The 23,133-nt window shown below is 71.7% G+C and carries 25 protein-coding genes; 20 read left to right on the top strand and 5 right to left on the bottom strand.

Annotated elements, in window-relative coordinates; genetic code table 11:
* The first annotated feature begins 22 nt into the window (after nucleotides 1-22).
* The 8 genes from dnaJ (at nucleotide 23) to P3T41_RS15075 (ending at nucleotide 10,018) form a co-directional block, all read left to right on the top strand.
* Nucleotides 23-1,159: a molecular chaperone DnaJ gene (dnaJ, locus tag P3T41_RS15110; protein WP_280690350.1), complete on the top strand. Its 1,137-nt coding sequence runs from the start codon at nucleotides 23-25 to the stop codon at nucleotides 1,157-1,159.
* A gap of 78 nt (nucleotides 1,160-1,237) precedes the next feature.
* On the top strand, nucleotides 1,238-1,987 hold the full coding sequence (locus tag P3T41_RS15105) for a 16S rRNA (uracil(1498)-N(3))-methyltransferase (RefSeq protein WP_280690349.1): 750 nt from the start codon (nucleotides 1,238-1,240) through the stop codon (nucleotides 1,985-1,987).
* A 70-nt stretch (nucleotides 1,988-2,057) separates the two neighbouring features.
* Nucleotides 2,058-5,378 carry a S41 family peptidase gene (locus tag P3T41_RS15100; RefSeq protein ID WP_280690430.1) on the top strand — a complete coding sequence of 1,107 codons (3,321 nt, stop codon included), beginning with the start codon at nucleotides 2,058-2,060 and terminating at the stop codon, nucleotides 5,376-5,378.
* A 131-nt stretch (nucleotides 5,379-5,509) separates the two neighbouring features.
* Nucleotides 5,510-5,863, top strand: coding sequence for an HIT domain-containing protein (locus P3T41_RS15095; protein ID WP_280690348.1), 354 nt, complete (start codon nucleotides 5,510-5,512; stop codon nucleotides 5,861-5,863).
* Nucleotides 5,864-5,867: 4 nt separating this feature from the next.
* The gene (locus P3T41_RS15090) at nucleotides 5,868-6,785 is read left to right on the top strand and encodes a ribonuclease Z (protein ID WP_280690347.1); all 918 of its coding nucleotides are present in this window, start codon (nucleotides 5,868-5,870) and stop codon (nucleotides 6,783-6,785) included.
* A gap of 183 nt (nucleotides 6,786-6,968) precedes the next feature.
* Complete coding sequence (locus P3T41_RS15085; RefSeq protein ID WP_280690346.1) at nucleotides 6,969-8,093, top strand: PhoH family protein; 1,125 nt, start codon at nucleotides 6,969-6,971, stop codon at nucleotides 8,091-8,093.
* 14 nt (nucleotides 8,094-8,107) lie between these two features.
* Nucleotides 8,108-8,602 carry an rRNA maturation RNase YbeY gene (gene ybeY, locus P3T41_RS15080; RefSeq protein WP_280690345.1) on the top strand — a complete coding sequence of 165 codons (495 nt, stop codon included), beginning with the start codon at nucleotides 8,108-8,110 and terminating at the stop codon, nucleotides 8,600-8,602.
* 81 nt (nucleotides 8,603-8,683) lie between these two features.
* Complete coding sequence (locus P3T41_RS15075) at nucleotides 8,684-10,018, top strand: hemolysin family protein (RefSeq protein ID WP_280690344.1); 1,335 nt, start codon at nucleotides 8,684-8,686, stop codon at nucleotides 10,016-10,018.
* A 62-nt stretch (nucleotides 10,019-10,080) separates the two neighbouring features.
* Here the strand turns inward: P3T41_RS15075 and P3T41_RS15070 are convergent, their stop codons facing one another.
* A complete protein-coding gene (locus P3T41_RS15070) occupies nucleotides 10,081-10,443 on the bottom strand; it encodes a transcriptional regulator (protein ID WP_280690343.1) in 363 nt (120 codons plus the stop codon).
* Nucleotides 10,440-11,132, bottom strand: coding sequence for a hypothetical protein (locus P3T41_RS15065; RefSeq protein ID WP_280690342.1), 693 nt, complete (start codon nucleotides 11,130-11,132; stop codon nucleotides 10,440-10,442). The genes P3T41_RS15070 and P3T41_RS15065 overlap by 4 nt, the downstream gene beginning before the upstream one ends.
* Before the next feature lie 258 nt (nucleotides 11,133-11,390).
* On the opposite strand from P3T41_RS15065, the gene P3T41_RS15060 reads away from it, so the two are divergent.
* The gene (locus tag P3T41_RS15060) at nucleotides 11,391-12,473 is read left to right on the top strand and encodes a Scr1 family TA system antitoxin-like transcriptional regulator (protein ID WP_280690341.1); all 1,083 of its coding nucleotides are present in this window, start codon (nucleotides 11,391-11,393) and stop codon (nucleotides 12,471-12,473) included.
* Nucleotides 12,474-12,671, top strand: coding sequence for a DUF397 domain-containing protein (locus P3T41_RS15055; protein WP_280690340.1), 198 nt, complete (start codon nucleotides 12,474-12,476; stop codon nucleotides 12,669-12,671).
* A 14-nt stretch (nucleotides 12,672-12,685) separates the two neighbouring features.
* On the opposite strand, the gene P3T41_RS15050 is transcribed toward P3T41_RS15055, so the two are convergent.
* Nucleotides 12,686-13,402: a hypothetical protein gene (locus P3T41_RS15050; protein ID WP_280690339.1), complete on the bottom strand. Its 717-nt coding sequence runs from the start codon at nucleotides 13,400-13,402 to the stop codon at nucleotides 12,686-12,688.
* A gap of 98 nt (nucleotides 13,403-13,500) precedes the next feature.
* On the opposite strand from P3T41_RS15050, the gene P3T41_RS15045 reads away from it, so the two are divergent.
* The 3 genes from P3T41_RS15045 (at nucleotide 13,501) to era (ending at nucleotide 15,072) form a co-directional block, all read left to right on the top strand.
* Nucleotides 13,501-13,854 carry a cytidine deaminase gene (locus P3T41_RS15045; protein WP_280690338.1) on the top strand — a complete coding sequence of 118 codons (354 nt, stop codon included), beginning with the start codon at nucleotides 13,501-13,503 and terminating at the stop codon, nucleotides 13,852-13,854.
* A gap of 67 nt (nucleotides 13,855-13,921) precedes the next feature.
* Nucleotides 13,922-14,074: a hypothetical protein gene (locus P3T41_RS15040; RefSeq protein WP_280690337.1), complete on the top strand. Its 153-nt coding sequence runs from the start codon at nucleotides 13,922-13,924 to the stop codon at nucleotides 14,072-14,074.
* Between the two features lie 47 nt (nucleotides 14,075-14,121).
* Nucleotides 14,122-15,072, top strand: coding sequence for a GTPase Era (gene era, locus P3T41_RS15035; RefSeq protein ID WP_280690336.1), 951 nt, complete (start codon nucleotides 14,122-14,124; stop codon nucleotides 15,070-15,072).
* A gap of 77 nt (nucleotides 15,073-15,149) precedes the next feature.
* Here era and P3T41_RS15030 read toward each other — a convergent pair whose 3' ends face one another.
* Complete coding sequence (locus P3T41_RS15030) at nucleotides 15,150-15,455, bottom strand: protealysin inhibitor emfourin (protein WP_280690335.1); 306 nt, start codon at nucleotides 15,453-15,455, stop codon at nucleotides 15,150-15,152.
* Between the two features lie 118 nt (nucleotides 15,456-15,573).
* Complete coding sequence (locus P3T41_RS15025) at nucleotides 15,574-16,653, bottom strand: M4 family metallopeptidase (RefSeq protein ID WP_280690334.1); 1,080 nt, start codon at nucleotides 16,651-16,653, stop codon at nucleotides 15,574-15,576.
* Between the two features lie 304 nt (nucleotides 16,654-16,957).
* On the opposite strand from P3T41_RS15025, the gene leuA reads away from it, so the two are divergent.
* The 7 genes from leuA (at nucleotide 16,958) to P3T41_RS14990 (ending at nucleotide 23,130) form a co-directional block, all read left to right on the top strand.
* The gene (gene leuA / locus P3T41_RS15020; RefSeq protein WP_280690333.1) at nucleotides 16,958-18,763 is read left to right on the top strand and encodes a 2-isopropylmalate synthase; all 1,806 of its coding nucleotides are present in this window, start codon (nucleotides 16,958-16,960) and stop codon (nucleotides 18,761-18,763) included.
* 11 nt (nucleotides 18,764-18,774) lie between these two features.
* Complete coding sequence (locus P3T41_RS15015; protein WP_280690332.1) at nucleotides 18,775-19,032, top strand: hypothetical protein; 258 nt, start codon at nucleotides 18,775-18,777, stop codon at nucleotides 19,030-19,032.
* Nucleotides 19,033-19,226: 194 nt separating this feature from the next.
* The gene (locus P3T41_RS15010; RefSeq protein WP_280690331.1) at nucleotides 19,227-19,892 is read left to right on the top strand and encodes a TerB family tellurite resistance protein; all 666 of its coding nucleotides are present in this window, start codon (nucleotides 19,227-19,229) and stop codon (nucleotides 19,890-19,892) included.
* Nucleotides 19,893-20,001: 109 nt separating this feature from the next.
* Nucleotides 20,002-20,748, top strand: coding sequence for a DNA repair protein RecO (gene recO, locus P3T41_RS15005; RefSeq protein WP_280690330.1), 747 nt, complete (start codon nucleotides 20,002-20,004; stop codon nucleotides 20,746-20,748).
* Nucleotides 20,749-20,750: 2 nt separating this feature from the next.
* The gene (locus P3T41_RS15000; RefSeq protein ID WP_280690329.1) at nucleotides 20,751-21,590 is read left to right on the top strand and encodes an isoprenyl transferase; all 840 of its coding nucleotides are present in this window, start codon (nucleotides 20,751-20,753) and stop codon (nucleotides 21,588-21,590) included.
* Between the two features lie 119 nt (nucleotides 21,591-21,709).
* The gene (locus P3T41_RS14995) at nucleotides 21,710-22,024 is read left to right on the top strand and encodes a type VII secretion target (protein WP_280690328.1); all 315 of its coding nucleotides are present in this window, start codon (nucleotides 21,710-21,712) and stop codon (nucleotides 22,022-22,024) included.
* A gap of 2 nt (nucleotides 22,025-22,026) precedes the next feature.
* Complete coding sequence (locus P3T41_RS14990) at nucleotides 22,027-23,130, top strand: WXG100 family type VII secretion target (protein WP_280690327.1); 1,104 nt, start codon at nucleotides 22,027-22,029, stop codon at nucleotides 23,128-23,130.
* The last annotated feature ends 3 nt before the right edge of the window (nucleotides 23,131-23,133 follow it).

Below are 23,133 nucleotides of genomic sequence, written 5' to 3'. Positions count from 1 at the left end.
GGCAGAACAAGCGGAGCATTTGGTGGCCACGGACTACTACGCGGTACTCGGCGTCCGACGGGACGCGGGGCAGGACGAGATCAAGAAGGCGTTCCGGCGCCTTGCCCGTGAACTGCACCCGGATGTCAACCCGGACCCGAAGACGCAGGAGCGGTTCAAGGAGATCAACGCCGCTTACGAGGTGCTCTCCGACCCGCAGAAGCGGCAGGTCTACGACCTGGGTGGGGACCCGCTGTCGCCGAACGGCGGCGGGGGCGGCTTCGGCGCGGGTGCGGCGGGCTTCGGGTTCTCCGACATCATGGACGCCTTCTTCGGCGCCGCCGCCGGCCCGCGCGGCCCGCGCTCGCGCACCCGGCGCGGCCAGGACGCGATGATCCGGCTGGAGATCACCCTGGAGGAGGCCACTTTCGGCACCACCAAGGAGCTCCAGGTCGACACGGCCGTCACCTGCACCACCTGCTCCGGTGAGGGCGCGGCCCCGGGCACCTCGGCGCAGACCTGTGACATGTGTCGCGGCAAGGGTGAGGTCTCCCAGGTCACCCGTTCCTTCCTGGGCCAGGTCATGACCTCGCGCCCGTGCCCGCAGTGCCAGGGCTTCGGCACCGTGGTCCCGACCCCGTGCCCGGAGTGCGCGGGCGACGGCCGGGTCCGGGCCCGCCGAACCCTCACGGTCAAGATCCCGGCCGGTGTCGACAACGGCACCCGGATCCAGCTGGCCGGCGAGGGCGAGGTCGGCCCCGGCGGCGGCCCGGCCGGCGACCTCTACGTGGAGATCGCCGAGACCAGTCACGCCACCTTCCAGCGGCGCGGCGACGACCTGCACTGCACGGTGACCATCCCGATGACGGCCGCCTCGCTCGGCACCCAGGTGCCGCTGCAGACCCTGGACGGCCTGGAGGAGGTCGACATCCGGCCCGGCACCCAGTCCGGCCAGTCGATCCCGCTGCACGGACGGGGCGTCACCCACCTGCGCGGGGGCGGCCGAGGCGACCTGATAGTGCACGTCGAGGTGCAGACGCCCACCAAGCTCGAGCCCGAGCAGGAGGAACTGCTGCGCCGCCTCGCGGTGCTGCGCGGCGAGGAGCGGCCCTCGGGCCACTTCGCGCCGGGGCAGCAGGGGCTGTTCTCCCGGCTGAAGGACGCTTTCAACGGCCGCTGAGCGGTCACCGACTCTCTCGGGGTGGGCCTCCAGGACCTTGGCGGCCCACCCCGACCCGTTTTCTAGGAGAAGCGCGCGATGACCGCACCCGTCTTCGTCGTGGAGAGTGCGACGCTGGCCGGCGCCGTGCCGGGCGGCGTGGTCCGGCTGGACGGACCCGAGGGGCGGCACGCGGCCGCCGTGAAGCGGTTGGAGGTCGGCGAGCCGGTCACCCTGACCGACGGCCGGGGCCTGGGCGGCCACGGCACCGTCAGCGCCGTGCTGGGCAAGGACGCGCTGGACATCGCGCTCGCCGAGCTGCGCGCCGAGGCCGAGCCGCAGCCGCGGATCACGGTGGTCCAGGCGCTGCCCAAGGGCGACCGGGGCGAGTTGGCGGTGGAGACCATGACCGAGGTCGGCGTCGACGTGGTGATCCCCTGGTCGGCGTCCCGCTGCATCACCCAGTGGAAGGGCGAGCGCGGCGCCAAGGCGCTGGCCAAGTGGCGGGCCACCGCCCGCGAGGCGGGCAAGCAGTCACGCCGGCTGCGCTTCCCCGAGGTGCGCGAGCCGATGACGACCCGTCAACTGGCCCCGCTGCTGGCCCAGGCGGCGTTCGCGGCGGTGCTGCACGAGGAGGGCGCCGAACCGCTGGCCACCGCCGAGCTGCCGGAGCGCGGCGAGCTGGTGCTGATCGTCGGCCCGGAGGGCGGGGTGAGCCCCGAGGAGCTGGCCGCCTTCGCCGAGGCCGGCGCCAAGCCCTACCGGCTGGGCCCCTCGGTGCTGCGCACCTCCACGGCAGGGGTGGCCGCGGGTGCCCTGCTGCTGGGGCGCACCGGCCGCTGGTCCTGAACCAGCAGCTGCCCGAGCTCGGGAGAATCGCTGGTCCCACCCGCCCCGGGCTGCATAACCTGGCGCGGTGATGGAAACCGAGAGCACTCCAGCGAGCGCTTATCTGCGCCACCCGCACCTGCACGGCGACCTGGTGACCTTCGTCGCCGAGGACGACATCTGGCTCGCCCCGGTGGACGGCGGCCGAGCCTGGCGGCTGACCGCCGACCGCTCGCCGGTCTCCCGTCCGCGGTTCTCCCCGGACGGCCGGCTGATCGCCTGGACCTCCACCCGGGACGGTTCGGCCGAGGTCTACGTCGCCCCGGTCGACGGCGGCGAGGCCCGCCGGCTCACCCACTGGGGACACACCGGGCGCAGCCGGCTGCGCGGCTGGACCCCGCAGGGCGAGCCGGTGGCGATCACCAGCGCGGGCCAGCCGACGTCCCGTCAGACCTGGGCCTTCGCCGTCCCGCTGGACGGCGGCGAGCCGCGGCGGCTGCCGTTCGGGCCGATCGGCAACCTGGCCTTCGAGGGTCCGGTCGGCGCGCAGGGCGGGGAGGAGGCCCGGGTGCTGCTGCTCTCGGCGGCCGCCACGGAGCCGGCGTACTGGAAGCGGTACCGGGGCGGCAACGCCGGGCGGCTGTGGCTGGGCAGCGCCGGTGCCGAGTTCGCCCGGGTGCACGAGGAGCTGGACGGCAACGTGGAGTCGCCGCTCTGGGTGGGGGACCGGATCGCCTTCCTGAGCGACCACGAGGGCAGCGGCGAGCTCTACTCCAGCCGCCCCGACGGCTCGGGGCTGCGCCGGCACACCGACCTCGAGCGCCCGTTCTACGCCCGCAACGCCGCTACCGACGGCACCCGGGTGGTCTGGCACAGCGGCGGCGAGCTGTGGCTGCTCGACACCCTGGAGGGCGAGGCCCGGCCGCGGCGGCTGGACGTGCGCCCGGCCGGTCCGCGCACCGGGCGCCGCAGCTACCCGCTGCCCGCGGCGGGTTGGCTCACCTCGGCCGCCCCGGACGCCACCGCGCGCGCCGCCGCCGTGGTGGTGCGCGGCACCGTGCACTGGCTGACCCACCGGGAGGGCCCGGCCCGGGTGTTGGACGAGACCCCGGGCGCGCGGGCCCGGCTGGCCCGGGTGGTGCCGCCGGCCGCCGAGGGCGCTGCCGAGGGTGCTGCCCAGGGTGCGCTCTGGGTGACCGACGCCGAGGGCGAGGACGCCCTGGAGTACGCCCCCGACGTGCTGGGCGCCGAGCGGCACCGCCTCGCGGCGGGCGCGCTGGGCCGGGTGCTGGGCCTGCTGGTCGCCCCCGACGGCAAGCAGGCGGCGGTGGCGGCGGCCGACGGCCGGGTGCTGCTGGTCACGCTGGCCGACGGCGCGGTGCGGGAGCTGGCCGGCGCCGTCGACGGCGAGGTCACCGGGCTGGCCTTCAGCCCCGACTCGGCCTGGTTGGCCTGGTCCCAGCCGGCCCTGGGTCCCTTCTCGCTGCGCCAGATCATGCTCGCCGAGCTGGCCTCGGGCACCGTAAGTGAGGCCACCCCGCAGCGATTTGTCGACACGTCACCGGCGTTCACGGCCGACGGCAAGCACCTCGCCTTCCTCTCGCTGCGCAACTTCGACCCGGTCTACGACGCGCACAGCTTCGACCTGGGCTTCCCCACCGGCGCCCGGCCGTACCTGATCACGCTGGCCGCCGAGACGCCCTCGCCGTTCGGCCCCCGGCGCGGCGGGCGGCCCGCCGAGGGGGTGGACGAGGCGGAGGAGAAGGCGGCCGAGAAGCCGGCGGAGGGCACCGAGGCGGGCGGGACCACCGAGGCCACGGAGACCGCCGAGGCCACCGAGAAGTCGGATGTCCCCGTCACCACCGTCGAGTTGGTGGGGCTGGCCGACCGGATCGTCCCGTTCCCGGTCGAGGGCGGCCGGTTCGGCGTGCTGCGGACCGCCAAGGACGGCGTGCTGTGGACCAGGTACCCGGTGGTCGGCGAGCTCGGCGACGACGCCGCCACCCCCGACGACGAGCGCCCGGGTCCGGTGCTGGAGCGCTTCGACCTGGTCAAGCTGCGCGCCGAGCAACTGGCGGAGAGCCTGGACGGTTTCGCGGTCAGCGGCGACGGCGCCCGGCTCGCGGTGCTGGACGGCGGCGAGCTGCGGATCGTCCCGGCCGACCGCAAGGCCGGCGATGACGACGAGGCCCGGGTGGACCTCGGGCGGCTGCGGGTCACCGTCGACCCGGCGGCCGAGTGGCGGCAGATGTTCGAGGAGAACGGCCGCCTGATGCGCGACAACTTCTGGCGGGCCGACCTGGGCGGCGTCGACTGGGCCGGGGTGCTGGACCGTTACCGCCCGCTGGTCGAGCGGCTCGGCTCGCACGACGATCTGATCGACCTGCTCTGGGAGGTGGTCGCCGAGCTGGGCACCTCGCACGCCTACGTCTCGCCGCACGCCCGTGGCGCGACCGCCTCGCGGCCGCAGGGCCTGCTCGGGGCCGACCTGGTGCGCGACGGCGAGGTCTGGCGGATCGCCCGGATCCTGCCCGGCGAGTCCTCCGACCCCAGGGCCCGCTCCCCGCTGCTGGCTCCCGGGGTCGCGGTGCGGGCCGGTGACGCGCTGCTCGCGGTGGACGGCCGCCCGGTCGACCCGGTGGCCGGCCCGGCCCCGCTGCTGGCCGGCACGGCGGGGCAGCCGGTCGAGCTGACCGTCCAGCACGCCGACGGCACCGTGCGCTACCCGGTGGCGGTGCCGCTGGCCGACGACGAGGCGCTGCGCTACCACGACTGGGTGGCCGGCCGCCGGGCCGAGGTGCGCCGGCTCTCCGAGGGGCGGCTGGGCTACCTGCACATCCCGGACATGATGAGCGCCGGCTGGGCCCAACTCCACCGCGACCTGCGGGTGGAGCTGGCCAAGGAGGGCCTGCTGGTCGACCTGCGGGAGAACCGCGGCGGTCACACCTCCCAGCTGATCATCGAGAAGCTCTCCCGCCGGATCGTCGGCTGGGGCTACGGCCGCGGCATGGCCACCGCCGAGCCCTACCCCGGCGAGGCGCCGCGCGGCCCGGTGGTGGCGCTGGCCGACGAGCACGCGGGCTCGGACGGCGACGTGGTCAACGCCGCGATCCAGGCCCTGGGCATCGGCCCGGTGGTCGGCACCCGCACCTGGGGCGGCGTGATCGGGATCGACGGCAAGTACGGCCTGGTCGACGGCACCGGGGTGACCCAGCCCAAGTACGCGACCTGGCTGGAGGGTTACGGCTGGGGCCTGGAGAACCGCGGGGTCGTCCCGGACGTCGAGGTGCCGATCGCCCCGCACGACTGGGCGGCGGGCCGCGACCCGCAGCTCGCCGAGGGGGTGCGGATCGCGCTGGCCGCGCTGGCCGTCACGCCGGCCAGGACCCCGCCGCCGCTGCCGCCGCTCTGACCGGCTCCGCCCGAGACCGACCACCCTGCGGGGGAGGGCCGCCGAGGCCTTCCCCCGCAGCGGCTCGGCTAGGCTGCGGTCCGTCAGATGCCGGTGGCCAGAGGCCGGCAACGCATCGCGAGGAGAACCGGATGTCCGGCGAGCCGCAGGCGGACTGCCTGTTCTGCAAGATCGTGGCGGGCGAGATCCCGGCCACCGTGGTCCGCAAGACCGAGCACACCATGGCGTTCCGGGACATCCACCCGCAGGCCCCGACGCACATCCTGGTGATCCCGCACGTGCACTACCCGAACGCCGCCGCGCTGGCCGCCGCCGAGCCGCTGATCGCGGCCGAACTGCTCACCGAGGCTGCCGCGGTCGCCGCCGACGAGGGGATCGACGCCTACCGGCTGATCTTCAACACCGGCGCCGGGGCCGGCCAGACCGTCTTCCACGCACACGTCCACGTGCTGGGCGGCAAGCCGCTGCGCGAGGGCATGGTCTGATCCCGTGTCACAACGCGAACTCGTCGTCCTCGGCACGGCCAGCCAGGTGCCGACCCGGCAGCGCAACCACAACGGCTACCTGCTGCGCTGGGACGGCGAGGGCCTGCTGTTCGACCCGGGGGAGGGCACCCAGCGGCAGATGCAGTTCGCCGGGGTCTCGGCCACCGACCTGACCCGGATCTGCGTCACCCACTTCCACGGCGACCACAGCCTGGGCCTGGCCGGGGTCGTCCAGCGGATCAACCTGGACCAGGTCCCGCACCCGGTGCACGCCTACTACCCGGCCAGCGGCCAGGTCTTCTTCGACCGGCTGCGGCAGGCCACCGCCTTCCACGAGACGGCCGAGCTGCGCCCGCACCCGATCGCCGAGGCCGGCGAGCTGCCCACCGAGGGCGCCGCCTTCACCCTGGAGGCGATCCGGCTCTCGCACCCGGTGGACGCCTTCGGCTACCGGCTGACCGAGCCCGACGGCCGTCGCCTGCTGCCCGAGAAGCTGGCCGCGCTCGGCCTGCGCGGACCCTCGGTCGGCCGGCTGCAGCGCGAGGGCGCCGTCGAGGTCGACGGGCGCACGGTCACCCTGGCGGAGGTCAGCGAGGTGCGGCGCGGCCAGCGCTTCGCCTTCGTGATGGACACCCGGCTCTGCCCGGGCGCCGAGGCGCTGGCCGAGGGCGCCGACCTGCTGGTCGCCGAGGCCACCTTCCTGGCCGCCGACGCGCACCTGGCCGAGCAGCACGGCCACCTCACCGCCGGGCAGGCGGCCATGCTGGCCGCCGAGGCGGGCGTGCGGACCCTGGTGCTGACCCACTTCTCGCAGCGCTACCCGGACCTGGCCGGCCACCTCGCCGAGGCCCGGGCGGACTTCGACGGCGAGCTGGTGGTCGCCGAGGACCTGGCCCGGATCCCGGTGCCGCCGCGTCGATGAGGCCCGGAAACCGCGAGGCCCGAAATCCGCTGGCGTCCCAGGGGGAACTGGCCCACCATCGATCGGGCCGCGTCACAGCGAACACCTGCGCGGCGTACCCTGGTGACCCCGGAACCGACCGAGCGGCACCCCGAGACACGGATGGGATGAGGCAGGCCTCAGCGCCGACCCATGAGCGAACCGATGAGTGACACCGTACAGACCAGCGCCCCCAGCGGCGTCCAGGGCGGCGACGGATCGACCGCCCGGATCGTGATCCCCGAGAAGCACCCGATGGTCACCCTGCTCGGTGCCACCGACTCCCTCCTGAGAGTGATCGAGCGCTCCTTCCCGGACACCGACATCCACGTCCGTGGCAACGAGGTGACCGCGACCGGCAACCGGGCCGACATCGCGCTGGTCAAGCAGCTGTTCAGCGAGATGATGCTGGTGCTGCGCACCGGCCAGCCGCTGACCGAGGACGCCGTGGAGCGGTCGATCGCGATGCTCAAGAGCGGGGCCCAGGACCCGGACGGCGCGGTCAGCCCGTCCGCCGTCTTCACCCAGAGCATCCTCTCCAACCGGGGCCGGACCATCCGCCCCAAGACGGTGAACCAGAAGACCTACGTCGACGCGATCGACCGGCACACCATCACCTTCGGGATCGGCCCGGCCGGCACCGGCAAGACCTACCTGGCGATGGCCAAGGCCGTGCAGGCGCTGCAGGCCAAGGAGGTCAACCGGATCATCCTGACCCGCCCGGCGGTGGAGGCCGGCGAGCGGCTCGGGTTCCTGCCCGGCACCCTCTACGAGAAGATCGACCCGTACCTGCGCCCGCTCTACGACGCGCTGCACGACATGATGGACCCGGACTCGATCCCGCGGCTGATGGCGGCCGGCACCATCGAGGTCGCCCCGCTCGCCTACATGCGCGGCCGGACCCTGAACGACGCCTTCATCATCCTGGACGAGGCGCAGAACACCTCGCCCGAGCAGATGAAGATGTTCCTGACCCGCCTGGGCTTCAACTCCCGGGTCGTGGTCACCGGTGACACCAGCCAGATCGACCTGCCGGGCAGCACCCGCAGCGGTCTGAAGGTGGTCCAGGAGATCCTGGCCGGCGTCCCCGACATCCACTTCTCGATCCTGACCAGTACCGACGTGGTCCGTCACAAGTTGGTCGGCCGGATCGTTGACGCCTACGAGCGCTGGGACGCCGAGAACGCCGAGGACGCGGACCGTGCGGCCTCCGACCGGTCCCCGCGCAAGACCGCCCCGCGCGGCCCCCGTGGCCACGCGCCCCGACAGTCCCATCGCACCGAAAGCTGAGTCGACACCGCTTCATGTCCATCGACATCGCCAACGAGTCCGGCTGGGAGGCCGACGAGGAGTCCATCCTCGACGTCGCCCGCTTCGCCCTCGACAAGATGCGGATCCACCCGCTGTCCGAACTGTCCGTGATCCTCGTGGACGCCGAGGCGATGGAGCAGCTGCACATCCAGTGGATGGACCTGCCAGGTCCCACCGATGTGATGTCCTTCCCGATGGACGAGCTGCGCCCCGGCAAGGAGGGCGAGGAGCTGCCGCAGGGCCTGCTCGGCGACATCGTGCTCTGCCCCGAGGTGGCCCAGGCGCAGGGCCTGGCCGCTCCCTCCAAGCACTCGATGGACGAGGAGCTGCAGTTGCTCACCGTCCACGGGGTGCTGCACGTGCTCGGCTACGACCACGAGGAGCCGGAGGAGGAGCAGATCATGTTCGCCCTCCAGAAGCGGATCCTCGACGACTGGCGGGCCGGTCGCGGGCTTTCGGGGATCTCCCCGGCGCCGACGACCCACTGATCCGATGAGCGAGCGAAGCGAGCTCATCATCGATAGGTGCGTGTGCCGCGAAGCGCCTGCCGAGGGCAGCGAGGCGGCCGCATGAGTGGCAATAGTACGAGCTTTCTGGTCGGCGCCTGCCTGCTGGTCGTGCTGGGCTGGCTGGCCGCCTGCGCCGAGGCCGGCATCTCCCGGGTCTCCCGGTTCCGCGCCGACGAGGCCGTGCGCAACGGCCGGCGCGGCGCGGTCCGGCTGCTCACGCTGGCCAGCGACTCGATCCGCTATCTCAACCTGGCCACCCTGATCCGGGTGGCCAGCGAGATGGCGGCCGCGGTCCTGGTCACCGTGGTCTGCGTGCGCACCCTGCAGCAGACCTGGCAGGCGATCCTGCTGGCCTTCGGGGTGATGGTGCTGGTCTCCTTCGTGGCGGTCGGCGTCTCCCCGCGCACCATCGGCCGCCAGCACCCGCTGACCACCGCGACCGCGGCCTCCTTCGTGCTGCTGCCGCTGGCCCGGATCCTCGGGCCGATCCCGCGGTTGCTGATCCTGCTGGGCAACGCGCTCACCCCCGGCAAGGGCTACCGGGAGGGCCCGTTCGCCTCCGAGGCCGAACTGCGCGCGCTGGTCGACCTGGCCGAGAAGGACGACCTGATCGAGGACGACGAGCGCCGGATGGTGCACTCCGTCTTCGAGCTGGGCGACACCATCGTGCGCGAGGTGATGGTGCCGCGCACCGACCTGGTGATGATCGAGCGGCACAAGACGGTCCGGCAGGCGCTGACCCTGGCGCTGCGTTCGGGCTTCTCGCGGATCCCGGTGGTCGGTGACAACGAGGACGACGTGGTCGGCATCGTCTACCTCAAGGACCTGGTCCGGCGCACCCACGTGAACCCCGAGGCGGAGTCCGACCAGGTGGACACCGTGATGCGCTCGGCCGTCTTCATCCCGGACAGCAAGCCGGTCGACGACCTGCTGCGCGAGATGCAGCAGATGCGCTCCCACGTGGCGATCGTGATCGACGAGTACGGCGGCACGGCCGGGCTGGTCACCATCGAGGACATCCTGGAGGAGATCGTCGGCGAGATCACCGACGAGTACGACCGCGAGATCGCGCCGATCGAGGACCTCGGCGACGGCTCGTTCCGGATCACCGCCCGCCTGCTGGTCGAGGACCTCGGCGAGCTGTTCGGCATCGAGCTGGAGGACGAGGACGTCGAGACGGTCGGCGGCCTGCTCGCCAAGCACCTGGGCCGGGTGCCGATCCCCGGCTCGGCCTGCGAGATCCCGGTGCCCGAGGACGGCCCGGCCGGACTGAAGGCGATCCGGTTGACCGCCGAGAGCTCGGCCGGCCGGCGCAACCGGATCGGCACCGTGGTGGCCGCCCCGGTCGGGCCGGGCGGCTCACCGGAGCAGTCGGCGGGCGCCGAGTTCGGCTGACGGTCCGTCAGCTCTTCCTGGCCGTGGCGACCACCACGGCGGCGTCCACGCCGGCAGGACGCTCAACCAGGCGATGGAGCGGCTGTGGAACCGGGATTGACTCCGCCGTCACGTTCTTCAAGGCCTTCGAGCTGGTGGATCAGGGTCCTGAGCGTCGTGATCTCGTCGTGCAGGGCCTTCTTGCCGGCCTTGGTGAGCTGGACCCAGGTGCGGGCCCGCTTGCCCTCGTAGCCCTTGTCGATCGTGACCAGGCCGGCCTTCTCCAGGACGCCCAGGTGTTGGGAGAGGTTGCCGGCGGTGAGACCGAGTGTGCTGCGCAGGAAGGTGAACTCCACCCGCCGGGCCTCCTTGGCCACCGCGAGGATGCCCAGGCGGACGCGCTGGTGCACGACGTCGTCGAGGCTGTTGGTGGGGTGCTCGGTCATCCGGCCGACCGCCCCTGGGCCCGGTGCAGCAGGGCGAGGACGACGCCGCCGACCAGCAGCACGCCGCCTTCCAGCAGCAGGCTCGGGAGGAAGGACCACGGGGACGGGTCAGGACGGCTGTCAGAGCTGAGCATGGCGAGCAGGTACCCGCAGGTGACGGCGAGAAGCGGCCAGCTGCGCTCGATCCGGGCGAGCAGCAGCAACGCCAGACCGATCGTGCCGGCCGGGCTCAACACCGTGCGGGCGAACACGGAGATCGGCCCCGTCCCGTCCAGCTCGGCCAGGAACCCCGGGTGGGCCGCCGTCCACGCCTGGTCGGCGGCCATGAGCAAGGCGAGGGCGACGCCCAGCACCAGGTACGGCTGGATCCGGGTGCCCAGGCCGAGCTTGGCGGAACGACGGAGGTAGAACCAGCTGATCGCGACATAGGCGAGCAGCAGTGCCACCGGCCAGTACCACATCGCAGGGGGCAGGGAGTTGACGCAGAGTCCGCCCAGGCCGCCGTTGGCCGCATCGCAGGGGCCCTGGCCGTACTCGACGATCGGTGCCGCGGCGAACCTCACGGCGGCGAAGACCAGGAGCGGGAACCAGGCGCCGCGTTGCTCGCGGCGGACACGCTGGACCAGGGCCCCGGTCGTTGCCAGGAGGTGCCGGGGGTCACTTGAGGACGGAACGGGTTGAGTCGCCATGAGATCGAGGTTTGCATGGCAAACCAATTGTGTCTAGAGACCTGTCTGCGAAGTGCCCAAAGGGGCGAACGGCCGTGGTTGCCAGGGGGATCGGCGTTCGAGTAGGCCGAACGGGTGTAGTTCCGGTCTTCCGTCGCGCGGGGTGGTTGCGCGGTGCTACCAATGGACTGCAGTGGGTGGCGCCGCGTTCAATTCCGGCCAAGGGGTGGCTGGTTGGCGGCTGCGTGCCCGGCGGATCTCACGATCGAGGGGTGCACGATGGCGAGTCGACGTTCCACTGAGCACCGGCTGCTGACGCCCGAGGCCTTCGGCTGGCTGCTCAAGGACTGGCGGGAGCTGCGGAAGATGAAGACCGTGGAGCTCGCGCGGACGATCCCGATCGATCCCTCGCTGCTCTCGCGGTTCGAGTCGGCGGAGCGGTTCCCGCGCGAGGACTACGTGGTGCGGCTGGACGAAGTCCTGGACGCCAAGCAGGCTTTGGTGCGGGCGTGGCACGACGTGGACTGGGATCGGGAGGTGGTGCACCCGGACTGGTTCAAGCTGTACGCGCGGCTGGAGGGGGCGGCTTCGTTGATCAGGGGGTATGACGTCAAGCGAATTCGAGGCTTGCTCCAGACTTCGGACTATGCGCGGGCCCTCTTCCGCTTTGCGCGACCTGACGCTGATGAGCCAGCGATCGCGGCGGCAGTCGCGGCTCGGATGGGCCGGCAGAAGCGCTTCCTGAAGCAGGGCGGACCGCAGCTGATCTCCATCCTCGACGAGGCGGTGATCTGGCGGGCGGTTGGCGGTCGAGCGGTGATGCACGAGCAGCTGCAGCACCTGCTCGATGTCGGGAAGGCGTTCCCCGACATCATCATCCAGGTGGCCCCGTTCGAGCTGGGCGAGCGGACCGGGACCAGTAACAGCTTGACCTTGCTGTCTCTGCCTGGGAGCGAAGAGTGGGCCTACTCGGAGACGATGAGCAAGGGCTACTTCGTTACCGATGAACAGACGCTGAGGGAGCGTTCGCGGTTCTATGATCGGCTCAGGGCGGAGTCGCTGTCCGTGTCGGAGTCCGCTCGCCTGATCCGCAGCGCGATGAGAGGTTTCTACAACGTGAGCATCCCCAGGCGACAGCAGCCCGTTGCGTACTCGTACCGGAAGGCGGACTGGCGGACCAGCAGTTACAGCGAGGGCGACGGTGGCGAGTGCGTCGAGGTGGCGCTGAACCTGGCCGCCGCCGATGGCGTGGTGCCGGTGCGCGACAGCAAGGATCGGCAGGGGCCGGAGCTGGCGTTCGGCGCCGAGGCGTGGGCGGCGTTCACCCGTGGCGTTGCGGGTGGCCGGTTCGGGGAGGTCTGAGTGGACTGGCGGACCAGCAGTTACAGCGAGGGTGACGGTGGGGACTGCGTGGAGGTGGCGCTGAACCTGGCCGCCGCTGATGGCGTGGTGCCGGTGCGCGACAGCAAGGACCGGCAGGGGCCGGAGCTGGCGTTCGGTGCCGACGCGTGGTCCGCGTTCACCCGCGGTGTTGCCGGTGGGGAGTTCGGCATCGTCTGACGGACCGTCAGGCGCTAGCCGTTCTGGAGCGCGTCGCGGCAGAGCGCGCCCGATCCGATGCAGAGCTGCGGCGTGCCCGCGTCGGCGGGCAGGGGCGGCGACGGGGTGCCGTTCGGGTAGTCGAGTGCGTGGTACTCGACGACGGTGTACGTGACGCCGTTCGCCGCCTTGGCCGTGGCCTGGTTGAGCGGGTCGATCTCGCCGTCGGGGTCGTGCCGCACGACCACGGGGTTGGTCGAGCCGATCACCGCCGCGAACCACTCCATCGCGTGGTCGTTGCCGCCGAGGTTCGAGGGACCGACCATCACCGGGGGATCGGCGGGAGACCTCGCGGGCAGGTCGAGGCAGCTGACACCGACATGCGGAGCGGGGGTGCCGCCGCTCTGGGAGGAGAGCAGGCAGGCGCTCCCGCTGTCGGGCAGCCAGGCCGCGTCCCCGTCGGCGTCCGTGAGCGGGCGCAGCACCATCAGGTCGGTGGTGGACTCCGGCAGGGTCACGTGGGGGCTGCCCGCGAATGACTTCAGCTGCTCGACGAACTGGTCGGCCTGCCCCGCGTCGCTCGGCCGGGTGGGCGTCACCGGGTAGCGCACCTGCGTCGCGGAAGCCGAGGGGTGCGGCGAGGGGGCTGCGGGAGCGTGCCCGGCAGGCCCGCCGCAGCCGCTCGCCAGGGCCGGGGTCAGGACGAGCAGTGCCGCCCCCGTGGCGCGGCTGATTCCGGTCCGCCGGTTCATCGGTTCCCCCTCGTTGGCAGATCGCTGCGTAGCCTCCCACGGCGACGACGAGAACGGGAGGGAATGGACCATCGTGGTTCGCCCCGGCTCGGCCGCCTATGCTCGGCGGCATGACTGAGCTTGATCCCGAAGACCAGAAGCTGCTCACCCTCGCCCGCTCCACCCGGGCTCGCAACGGGGTCGCGGAGGGCGCGGCCGTGCGTGACGAGACCGGCCGCACCTACGTCGCCGGGACGGTCGAGCTGGCCTCGCTGAAGCTGAGTGCGGTGCAGACGGCGGTGGCGATGGCGGTGGCCAGTGGCGCCAAGGGCCTGGAGGCGGCGGCCGTGGTGACGGCGGGCGCGGAGCCGGCTGAGGCGGACCTGGCCGTGGTGCGTGACCTGGGCGGGGCCGGTGCGCCGCTGCTGCTGGCCGGGCCGGACGGGGTGCTGCGGGTTCGCGTCGAGGCGTGAGTCGAGGCGTGACCCGCCGTGGCCTAAGTACGAAGAGCGGATAATCTCACCCCGAGGGGGTGGGGTGATGTTCGGCGTACTCGGGTTCTTCGCGGCGCTGCTGGCCGTGGTGATGGGGTTGGGCCGCTGGCACGAGAGCGGCTCGCCCTACTGGCTGGCCGGCTCGATCGCGCTGCTGGTGCTCACGCTGGTCGGCGCGCTGCAGTCGCGACGCAAGTGACACGGCTGGTGGCGGGGGTGGCGGGGGCTCCCAGGCGATCAGGGACAATGGTCCTCATGAGCGACACCCCCTCCTCCCCGGCAAGCCCCTACCGTTCGGGCTTCGCGTGCTTCGTCGGCCGACCCAACGCGGGCAAGTCGACCCTGACCAACGCCCTGGTGGGAACCAAGGTCGCGATCACCTCCGACCGCCCGCAGACCACCCGGCACACCGTGCGCGGCATCGTGCACCGCCCGGACTCCCAGCTCGTGCTGGTGGACACCCCGGGCCTGCACAAGCCGCGCACCCTGCTCGGCGAGCGGCTCAACGACCTGGTTCGCAGCACCTGGGCCGAGGTGGACGTGATCGGCTTCTGCCTGCCCGCCGACCAGAAGCTCGGCCCCGGCGACAAGTTCATCGCCAAGGAACTGGCCGAGATCAAGAAGACCCCCAAGGTGGCCATCGTCACCAAGACCGACCTGGTCGACTCCAAGCGGCTGGCCGAGCAGCTGATCGCCATCGCCCAGCTCGGCGCCGAGCTGGGCATCGAGTGGGCGGAGATCATTCCGGTCTCGGCCACCGGTGACAAGCAGGTCGACCTGGTCGCCGAGCTGCTCACCAAGCTGCTGCCCGAGGGCCAGCCGCTCTACCCGGACGGCGACCTGACCGACGAGCCCGAGCAGATCATGGTCGCCGAGCTGATCCGGGAGGCCGCCCTGGAGGGTGTGCGCGACGAACTCCCGCACTCGCTGGCCGTGGTCGTCGAGGAGATGATCCCGCGCGAGGACCGGCCCGCCGACCGCCCGCTGCTGGACATCCACGCGAACGTCTACATCGAGCGGCAGAGCCAGAAGGCGATCGTGATCGGCGCCAAGGGCGCGCGGCTGAAGCACGTCGGGACGACCGCGCGCAAGCACATCGAGGCGCTGCTCGGCACCCCGGTCTACCTCGACCTGCACGTCAAGGTGGCCAAGGACTGGCAGCGCGACCCCAAGCAGCTGCGCAAGCTCGGCTTCTGACGCCGGCTCAGATCGCGCCGCCGGGCGGCCGCGGGCTCGTTCTCCGAGCCTGCGGCCGCCCGGCGGTTTTACGGGCGTCAGCCGGGGGTGGCGACCCAGTCGCCGCCCGGCGGTACCGCCGTCCCCTGGTGCAGGATCAGCGAGACCAACTCCCGCTGGCAGGCGGTCAGTCGCGGGTCGGCGCAGTACACCGTGCGGCCGTCCACGGTGATCGCGTAGTGGTAGCCGTCGGGCACCCCGTAGCCGGGGGACCGGGCGGCGCCCGCGACCGCCTCGCGGGCCAGCGCGTGCACGTGCGGCGCGTCCATCCGGGCTTCGGTGTCCAGCTCGGCCCGCAGGATCTGACCGGTCAAGCCGCCGCTCCTGGTCACCTGTATGCGCATGGTGGCCAGTCTGCTACCCACGGATGGCCGATGCTGGGATTTTGCTGAGAACGCATCGGCCGCGTGTCGTCGCGCGTGTGTGGTCCAGCGCGTGTCGTCCAGCGCCGGGGTGCCGTGCTCAGGTGGCCGAGAGGCCGACCCGCTTCCAGGCGCCGGCCACCGCCTCCGGCACCGGGCCCTCGCCGAAGCGGGTGCGGGCGGCGGTCACGGTGGCCCGGGCGAAGGCGGCGAAGTCGGCGTCCGGGCGCAGCTCGGGGCCGGTCACCGCGTCGTACCAGATCCGCCCGGCCCGCTCCCAGGCGGCGCCGCCGAGGTCGGCCGCGAGCAGCTGGAACGCCCGGTTGGGGATGCCGGAGTTGATGTGCACCCCGCCCTCGTCCTCGTCCGTCTCGACGTAGTCGTCCATCGAGCCCGGCTGCGGGTCGCGCCCGAGCCGGGGGTCGTCGTAGGCGGTGCCGGGTGCCTTCAGCGAGCGCAGCGCCACCCCGCGCACCCCGGAGCCGAACAGGCCGGCGCCGATCAGCCAGTCGGCGTCGTCGGCCTGCTGGCCCAGCGCGTACTGCTTGGCCAGGGTGCCGAAGACGTCCGCCACCGACTCGTTGAGCGCTCCGGGCTGGCCGTGGTAGGCCAGCTTCGTGCTGTACTGCACCAGCCCGTGGGCGAGTTCGTGGCCGATCACGTCGGGGCAGCCGGTGAAGTCGCCGAAGATCGTGCCGTCGCCGTCGCCGAAGACCATCCGGCGGCCGTCCCAGAACGCGTTGTCGTACCCCGTGCCGTAGTGCACGGTGGCGTGCAGCGGCAGGCCCGCGCCGTCCACCGAGCGGCGGCCGTAGACCTCCAGGAGCAGCGCGAGGGTGGCGCCGAGGCCGTCGTAGGCGCGGTTGACGGACGGGTCGGCGGTCGGCGGGCCGCCCTCGGTGCGCATCGCGCGGCCGGGGAGGTGCTCGGTGTGTTCGGCGTCGGCGATGGTCCGCCCCGGCCGGCCCGTCACCCCGGCCGCGGCGGCGGGTCCGGCAGCCGGTTGCTCGCCGGCCCGTTGTTCGCCGTCCGGCGGTGGCGTGGCCTGGGCGGCGCGCGCCGCGCGCAGCGCGGCGTCCAGCTGACGCGAGCGCAGCGCGCCCTCGTGGCCGAGGCCGGCCAGCCGGTCCAGCAGATAGGGCGGCACGATGGTGCAGAGCGGTGAGATGGGCTGCGTCATGGCACTCAGGGTGAGGACTCCACGACCTGCTGTCACGCAGGCGCCGTCTCAAGGAGTGGAAATGTCGCGGCACTCGCTTCGGCATCGCCGGACCCTCGGCTACGCTGGCTCACATCATGCGTTACGGGCTGCTTCTTCTTAGCTGCCGCGGCGAGGGCCTGTAAGACCATCGGAGGCCGGCTCCCTCGCCGCGGAGTCTGTGCTGGGCGCATGCGTCGATCGCTGAGCGCCGCACGAGTCGGCCCGTCGGGTGAGCACCACCCCGACCAGCCCGCATCCGAAGAGAAGCCGAGAGTCTCACCACATGACTGAGCAGTCTTCCGTCGCCCGTGCCTACAGTGCTCGTCCCTTCGTCGAACTGCCGACCCCGATCACCGCGGCCGCCGTGCGTCAGCAGCCGTCCGGGATGCCCTTCGAGCGCTACGTACCGTTCGGCACCGTGGACCTGGCGGACCGCAGCTGGCCGAGCAAGCTGATCACCAAGGCGCCGCGCTGGCTCTCCACGGACCTGCGGGACGGCAACCAGGCGCTGATCGACCCGATGTCGCCGGCCCGCAAGCGCAAGATGTTCGACCTGCTGGTGAAGATGGGCTACAAGGAGATCGAGGTCGGCTTCCCCTCCTCCGGGGCAACCGACTTCGACTTCGTCCGCTCGCTGATCAACGAGGACGCGATCCCCGAGGACGTCACCATCTCGGTGCTGACCCAGGCCCGCGAGGACCTGATCGAGCGCACCGTGGAGTCCCTGGTCGGCGCCCCGCGGGCGACCGTGCACCTGTACAACGCCACCTCGCCGCTGTTCCGCCGGGTGGTCTTCAAGGGCAGCAAGGCCGACATCAAGCAGATCGCGGTGGACGGCACCCGGCTGGTCATGGAGTACGCGGAGAAGCTGCTGGGCTCCGGCGACAGCGCGACCGTCTTCGGCTACCAGTACTCGCCGGAGATCTTCATCGACACCGAGCTGGACTTCGCGCTGGAGGTCTGCGAGGGCGTGATGGACGTCTGGCAGCCCGGTGAGGGCCGCGAGATCATCCTGAACCTGCCCACCACGGTGGAGCGTTGCACGCCCAACGTGTACGCCGACATGATCGAGTGGATGTCGCGCAACCTGTCGCGCCGTCAGTTCATCGCGCTCTCCACCCACCCGCACAACGACCGCGGCACCGGGGTCGCCTCCGCCGAACTGGCCGTGATGGCCGGGGCCGACCGGGTCGAGGGCTGCCTGTTCGGGCAGGGCGAGCGGACCGGCAACCTGGACCTGGTCAACGTGGGGATGAACCTGTTCTCGCAGGGCGTCGACCCGATGATCGACTTCTCCAACATCGACGAGATCCGCCGTACCTACGAGTACTGCAACCAGATGAACGTCCCCGAGCGCCACCCCTACGCCGGCGACCTGGTCTACACCTCCTTCTCCGGCTCGCACCAGGACGCGATCAAGAAGGGCTTCGACGCCCTGGAGGCCGACGCCAAGGCGGCCGGCGTGCCGATGGGCGAGTACACCTGGGGCGTGCCCTACCTGCCGATCGACCCCAAGGACGTGGGCCGCAGCTACGAGGCCGTGATCCGGGTCAACAGCCAGTCCGGCAAGGGCGGCATCGCCTACGTGCTGAAGAACGACCACAAGCTGGACCTGCCGCGCCGGATGCAGATCGAGTTCTCCCGGATCATCCAGGCCAAGACCGACGCCGAGGGCGGCGAGGTCACCCCGGCCGACATCTGGGCGGTCTTCCAGGACGAGTACCTGCCCACCCCCGAGAACCCGTGGGGCCGGATCGCGCTGCGCGAGCAGCAGAGCCTGACCACCGAGGACGGCCGCGACGCGCTGGCGGTCCAGGCGCTGGTGGACGGCGCCGAGGTCGAGCTGACCGGCTCCGGCAACGGCCCGGTCTCCGCCTTCGCCGACGCGCTGGCCGGCGTCGGCGTGGACGTCCGGGTGCTGGACTACGCCGAGCACGCGCTGAGCGAGGGCGGCGACGCCCAGGCGGCCGCGTACGTCGAGTGCGCGGTGGACGGCCGGGTGCTGTGGGGCGTGGGCATCGACGGCAACACGGTGCGTGCCTCGCTGAAGGCGATCATCAGCGCCGTCAACCGGACGGCCCGGCACTGAGTCATTCCTTCGTGGCCTGCCGTCCGTACCGGGCGGCAGGCCACTGCCGTAGGGCGGCCGGTGGTCACTCCAGGCACAACACCCTCGGACCGCTGCACGGTTGGCTGACAATCTGGGCCGGCGAGGTCGAGATCGAGCGGCGCCCCGACCGCTACGAGCGCCGCGGTGGCCCGAAGGGCCAGGACGCTCTGCTGCCGGACGGCACGTTCGTCCACCTGATCGTTCCTCGGCACGAACGCGTCCACATCCGCCAGATCACGGCGTGGTAGTCGACTCGCTGGGAACAGATGTGTCCTGGGCCACATTTTTTCCCTTCGGCACCCGTTCGGGGTGCTGACACCGTCCGGCAACCGTGGCACCATCGACGGACCGGAATCGAGGTCGGTGGGACGGCCGTCGCCTCCGGTCGCGTGACCTGCCCGTTGTCGTGCAGGCCGTCTGCCAGGTCTGGGGAGTTGGCGCCGTGACGCAGTTGTGGGGTGTTCGCCCGCGGTGGCGGACGGATGTGCTCGGTGACTTCTTCTGCCCGGGGTGCGGCGGCGACCGCAACTACCGCCGCCAGCACGGTCGGCGCTGGCTGCGGCTGTTCGGTACCCCGGTGCTGCCGCTGGGCCCGGTGCTGGGCAGCGTGCAGTGCACCAACTGCCTTGGCCGGTACGGCCTGGAGAGCCTGGAGCAGCCCACCAGTGGGCGGCTGACCGGGCTGCTGCGGGACGCCCACTACACCATCGCGCTCGCCCTGCTGGCGGCCGGCGGGACGAACGCGGCCGCCGCCCGCACGGAGGCCGGCGAACTGGTCCGCGACGCCGGCTTCGAGGACTGCGGTGAGGCCCAACTGCTCGCGGCGCTGGCCGCGTTGCTCGGCCTGGACGCCGGCGAGCCGGTCGACCTGCAGGCCGACGGGGGCGGGCTGCTGGTCGAACTGCATGCCGCGCTGGAGCCGTTGGCCCCGCACCTGGCCCAGCAGGGCCGTGAGCGGCTGCTGCTGCAGGGCGCCAGGATCGCCCTGGCCGACGGTCGCTACCTGCCCCAGGAGCGCGCCGCGCTGACCGCGGTGGGCGGCTGCCTGCGGCTCGCCGAGGACGTGGTCGACCGGCTGCTGGAAGCGGCCACCCGCACCGCGCACTGAACCTCCTCCCTGATGGGACCTGGACCTTCTCCCTGACGGGACCTGGCTGCCCGGGGCCGCCCGGTGCCCGGATGTCCGGGACCGGTGCGCCGTGCGGGACAATGGGGGAATGAGTCTGATCCGCGACGACGGCGTCGTGCTGCGCGCCCAGAAGCTCGGTGAGGCCGACCGGATCATCACCCTGCTCACCCGCCAGCACGGCAAGGTCAGAGCGGTGGCCCGCGGGGTCCGCAAGACCAAGTCCAAGTTCGGCGCCCGGCTCGAACCCTTCTCCCATGTGGACGTGCAGTTCTTCAGCCGGGGGAGTGAGCTGATCAGCCGCTCGCTGCCGCTCTGCACCCAGGTGGAGACCATCGCCCCCTACGGCGGCTCCATCGTCACCGACTACGGCCGGTACACCGCCGGCACCGCGATGCTGGAGACGGCGGAACGTTTCGCCGAGAACGAGGGCGAGCCGGCCGTCCAGCAGTACCTGCTGCTGATCGGCGCACTGCGCACGCTGGCCGCCGGCGCGCACGAGTCGCACCTGGTGCTGGATGCCTTCCTGCTGCGCTCGCTGGCCGTCAACGGCTACGGCGCCAGCTTCACCGACTGCGCCAAGTGCGGCCTGGACGGCCCCAACCGGTTCTTCTCGCTGCAGGCCGGTGGCGTGCTCTGCGCGGACTGCCGCGTGCCCGGTTGTGCCGTACCCTCCCCTGAGACACTGGTTCTGCTCGGCGCCCTGCTGTCCGGAGACTGGCGGACGGCGGACTCGTGCGAACCGAGGTACTGGCGGGAGGGCAGCGGGCTGGTCGCCGCCTACCTGCAGTGGCACCTCGAGCGGGGCATCCGCTCGATGAGATACGTGGAGAAGTGAGCATGGCAGCGCGACGGCTCTTCGGTGGCAGCAAGCAGCGGACCTACCGCACCCCGGACCCGCATCCGAGCGGCGCCGTGCCGCCGAAGATCCCCGGTGAGCTGGTCCCCGAGCACGTCGCGATCGTGATGGACGGCAACGGCCGCTGGGCCAAGGAGCGCGGCCTGCCCCGCACCGAGGGTCACAAGGTCGGGGAGAGCGTGGTGCTCGACGTGCTGGCCGGCGCCATCGAGCTGGGCGTCAAGAACATCTCGCTCTACGCCTTCTCCACCGAGAACTGGAAGCGCTCCCCGGACGAGGTGAAGTTCCTGATGAACTTCAACCGGGACGTGATCCGCCGCCGCCGCGACGAGCTGGACGAGCTGGGCGTGCGGATCCGCTGGGCCGGCCGGATGCCCAAGCTCTGGAAGAGCGTGGTGCAGGAGCTCAAGGTGGCCGAGGAGCAGACCAAGGGCAACGACCTGGTCACCCTCTACATGTGCGTCAACTACGGCGGCCGGGCCGAGCTGACGGACGCGATGGCCGCGATCGCCGCCGACGTGGCGGCCGGCAAGCTGGACCCGAAGAAGGTCAACGAGAAGACCATCTCCAAGTACATGTACCACCCCGACATGCCGGACGTGGACCTGTTCCTGCGCCCCAGCGGCGAGCAGCGCACCTCCAACTTCTGGCTCTGGCAGTCGGCTTACGCGGAGTTCGTGTTCCAGGACGTGCTCTGGCCCGACTTCGACCGGCGCGACCTGTGGCGGGCCTGCGAGCAGTACGCGATGCGCGACCGCCGCTTCGGCGGCGCGCTGCCCAACGAGGTCCCGGAGGCGCCGGAGCTGCCGACCCAGCGCTGACGTCGCGTGATAACCCCTCGCGGTGGCAACGTCACGGCGGGGGGCTATCGTTCGTTCCACAACTGACGGGCCGTCGGATGAGCCACGGCCCATCGTGGGGACGAACGGGGACGAGAGCCATGGCGGGCAGCCACTTCTCCATACAACCGGACAAGGTCAGCGCACTTGGCGCCGACTTCCACAGCTCGGCCGACACCCTGGGCGGGCAGATCGGCACCTTCGAGAGCAAGGCCGAGAACGTCAACGACGCCTTCGGCGTGCTTTCGGAGTCCACCGCCGTGCTGCAGCAGTACGTCGCGATGACCCAGGCCACGGTGACCAGCCTGCGCCAGCTGCAGACCCAACTGCAGCAGTACTCGGCCGGCCTGGACCAGACTGCGGCGAACTACCGGAAGACCGATCAGCACCACGCGAAGAAGTTGCGGGGGGCCTGACCATGGGTCAGCAGAGCAGTGGTGGACAGAACAGCGGCGGACAGAGCGCCCAGCCGGCCACGCCGCCGCCCCCGCCGATCGAGAAGAGCTTCGACATCTTCAGTCCGGGCGGCGACCCGGGCGTGCTGCGGGCGTGCGCGAACGCCTGGCGGACCATGGCGACCGAGCTCAAGAGCACCCGGGACGGCCTGGATCAGCAGGTCAACGGTCTGGGCGGTGCCTGGACCGGCCAGGCCGCCGACTCCTTCCATGCGCACTGGGACCACACCCGGCAGCAGATCGACACGGCACTGCCCAACTTCGAGAACGTCGCCAAGCAGTTGGACGCGGCGGCTGACGCGATCGAGTCGATCAACAACCAGATCGACGAGATCGTCGTGCAGATCGCCGCCACGGCCGCGATCGGGATCGGCTTGTCGATCGTCACCGCCGGCTTCTCGGACGTCGCGGCCGCCACGGACGCCGCCGCGGAGGCGGCGGAGGCCGGAGCCGCAGTGGCCCAGCTGGCCCGGGTCCTGAACGCGATCGACAAGGTGCTGGAAGGCATCAAGGACGCGATGGAGGACAGCAAGCTGCTCAAGATCGGCATCACCTTCGCCGGCAACCTGGCGGGCGATTACAGCGGCAACGTGCTGGGGCAGGCGCTGTCCGGGCAGCAGGTCACCTGGGGCGCCGACTTCCAGTCCGCGGCGATCGACGCGGGCTTCAGCACCCTGCTCTCGACCGGCGCGGAGGCGATCGCGCCGAAGGGCAAGCTGGGTGACGTTCTGCAGGGCAATGGCTTGCTCGGGAACGTGGCCATGAACGGCGCCACGAGCGGCCTCGGCCAGTTCACGACCGACCTGGTCGACGGCAACGCGGGCAGCGCCTGGGAGGACGGCCTGACCTCGCTGGCCGGTGGCATGCTGGCAGGCACCGGAGTGCACAACGGTCAGAAGATCTACTCCGGTGGCGACAAGCACACGCCCCGCGACTCGGCGGTCAGCGGAACCGCGTACGGCTTGGCCAACGCGGCCGAGAACGCGCTTAACGGCGAGCCGATGGACCACACGCCGTTCGACGACGGCTCTCCGCTGGTGGACCCCAAGGGAGCGATGCACCCCTGATCG

This window comes from Kitasatospora sp. GAS204B (genome assembly GCF_029892155.1).
GTDB lineage: Bacteria > Actinomycetota > Actinomycetes > Streptomycetales > Streptomycetaceae > Kitasatospora.
This window is presented reverse-complemented; position numbering and strand designations above follow the sequence as displayed.

Bases quoted from the DNA above. Each gene is read 5' to 3' on its own strand.
- P3T41_RS15105 (WP_280690349.1), top strand. From the start codon at position 1,238: ATGACCGCACCCGTCTTCGTCGTGGAGAGTGCGACGCTGGCCGGCGCC.
- P3T41_RS15100 (WP_280690430.1), top strand. From the start codon at position 2,058: ATGGAAACCGAGAGCACTCCAGCGAGCGCTTATCTGCGCCACCCGCAC.
- P3T41_RS15095 (WP_280690348.1), top strand. From the start codon at position 5,510: ATGTCCGGCGAGCCGCAGGCGGACTGCCTGTTCTGCAAGATCGTGGCG.
- P3T41_RS15085 (WP_280690346.1), top strand. From the start codon at position 6,969: ATGAGTGACACCGTACAGACCAGCGCCCCCAGCGGCGTCCAGGGCGGC.
- ybeY (WP_280690345.1), top strand. From the start codon at position 8,108: ATGTCCATCGACATCGCCAACGAGTCCGGCTGGGAGGCCGACGAGGAG.
- P3T41_RS15075 (WP_280690344.1), top strand. From the start codon at position 8,684: ATGAGTGGCAATAGTACGAGCTTTCTGGTCGGCGCCTGCCTGCTGGTC.
- P3T41_RS15070 (WP_280690343.1), bottom strand. From the start codon at position 10,443: ATGACCGAGCACCCCACCAACAGCCTCGACGACGTCGTGCACCAGCGC.
- P3T41_RS15065 (WP_280690342.1), bottom strand. From the start codon at position 11,132: ATGGCGACTCAACCCGTTCCGTCCTCAAGTGACCCCCGGCACCTCCTG.
- P3T41_RS15060 (WP_280690341.1), top strand. From the start codon at position 11,391: ATGGCGAGTCGACGTTCCACTGAGCACCGGCTGCTGACGCCCGAGGCC.
- P3T41_RS15050 (WP_280690339.1), bottom strand. From the start codon at position 13,402: ATGAACCGGCGGACCGGAATCAGCCGCGCCACGGGGGCGGCACTGCTC.
- P3T41_RS15045 (WP_280690338.1), top strand. From the start codon at position 13,501: ATGCTCGGCGGCATGACTGAGCTTGATCCCGAAGACCAGAAGCTGCTC.
- P3T41_RS15040 (WP_280690337.1), top strand. From the start codon at position 13,922: ATGTTCGGCGTACTCGGGTTCTTCGCGGCGCTGCTGGCCGTGGTGATG.
- era (WP_280690336.1), top strand. From the start codon at position 14,122: ATGGTCCTCATGAGCGACACCCCCTCCTCCCCGGCAAGCCCCTACCGT.
- P3T41_RS15030 (WP_280690335.1), bottom strand. From the start codon at position 15,455: ATGCGCATACAGGTGACCAGGAGCGGCGGCTTGACCGGTCAGATCCTG.
- P3T41_RS15025 (WP_280690334.1), bottom strand. From the start codon at position 16,653: ATGACGCAGCCCATCTCACCGCTCTGCACCATCGTGCCGCCCTATCTG.
- leuA (WP_280690333.1), top strand. From the start codon at position 16,958: ATGACTGAGCAGTCTTCCGTCGCCCGTGCCTACAGTGCTCGTCCCTTC.
- recO (WP_280690330.1), top strand. From the start codon at position 20,002: ATGAGTCTGATCCGCGACGACGGCGTCGTGCTGCGCGCCCAGAAGCTC.
- P3T41_RS15000 (WP_280690329.1), top strand. From the start codon at position 20,751: ATGGCAGCGCGACGGCTCTTCGGTGGCAGCAAGCAGCGGACCTACCGC.
- P3T41_RS14995 (WP_280690328.1), top strand. From the start codon at position 21,710: ATGGCGGGCAGCCACTTCTCCATACAACCGGACAAGGTCAGCGCACTT.
- P3T41_RS14990 (WP_280690327.1), top strand. From the start codon at position 22,027: ATGGGTCAGCAGAGCAGTGGTGGACAGAACAGCGGCGGACAGAGCGCC.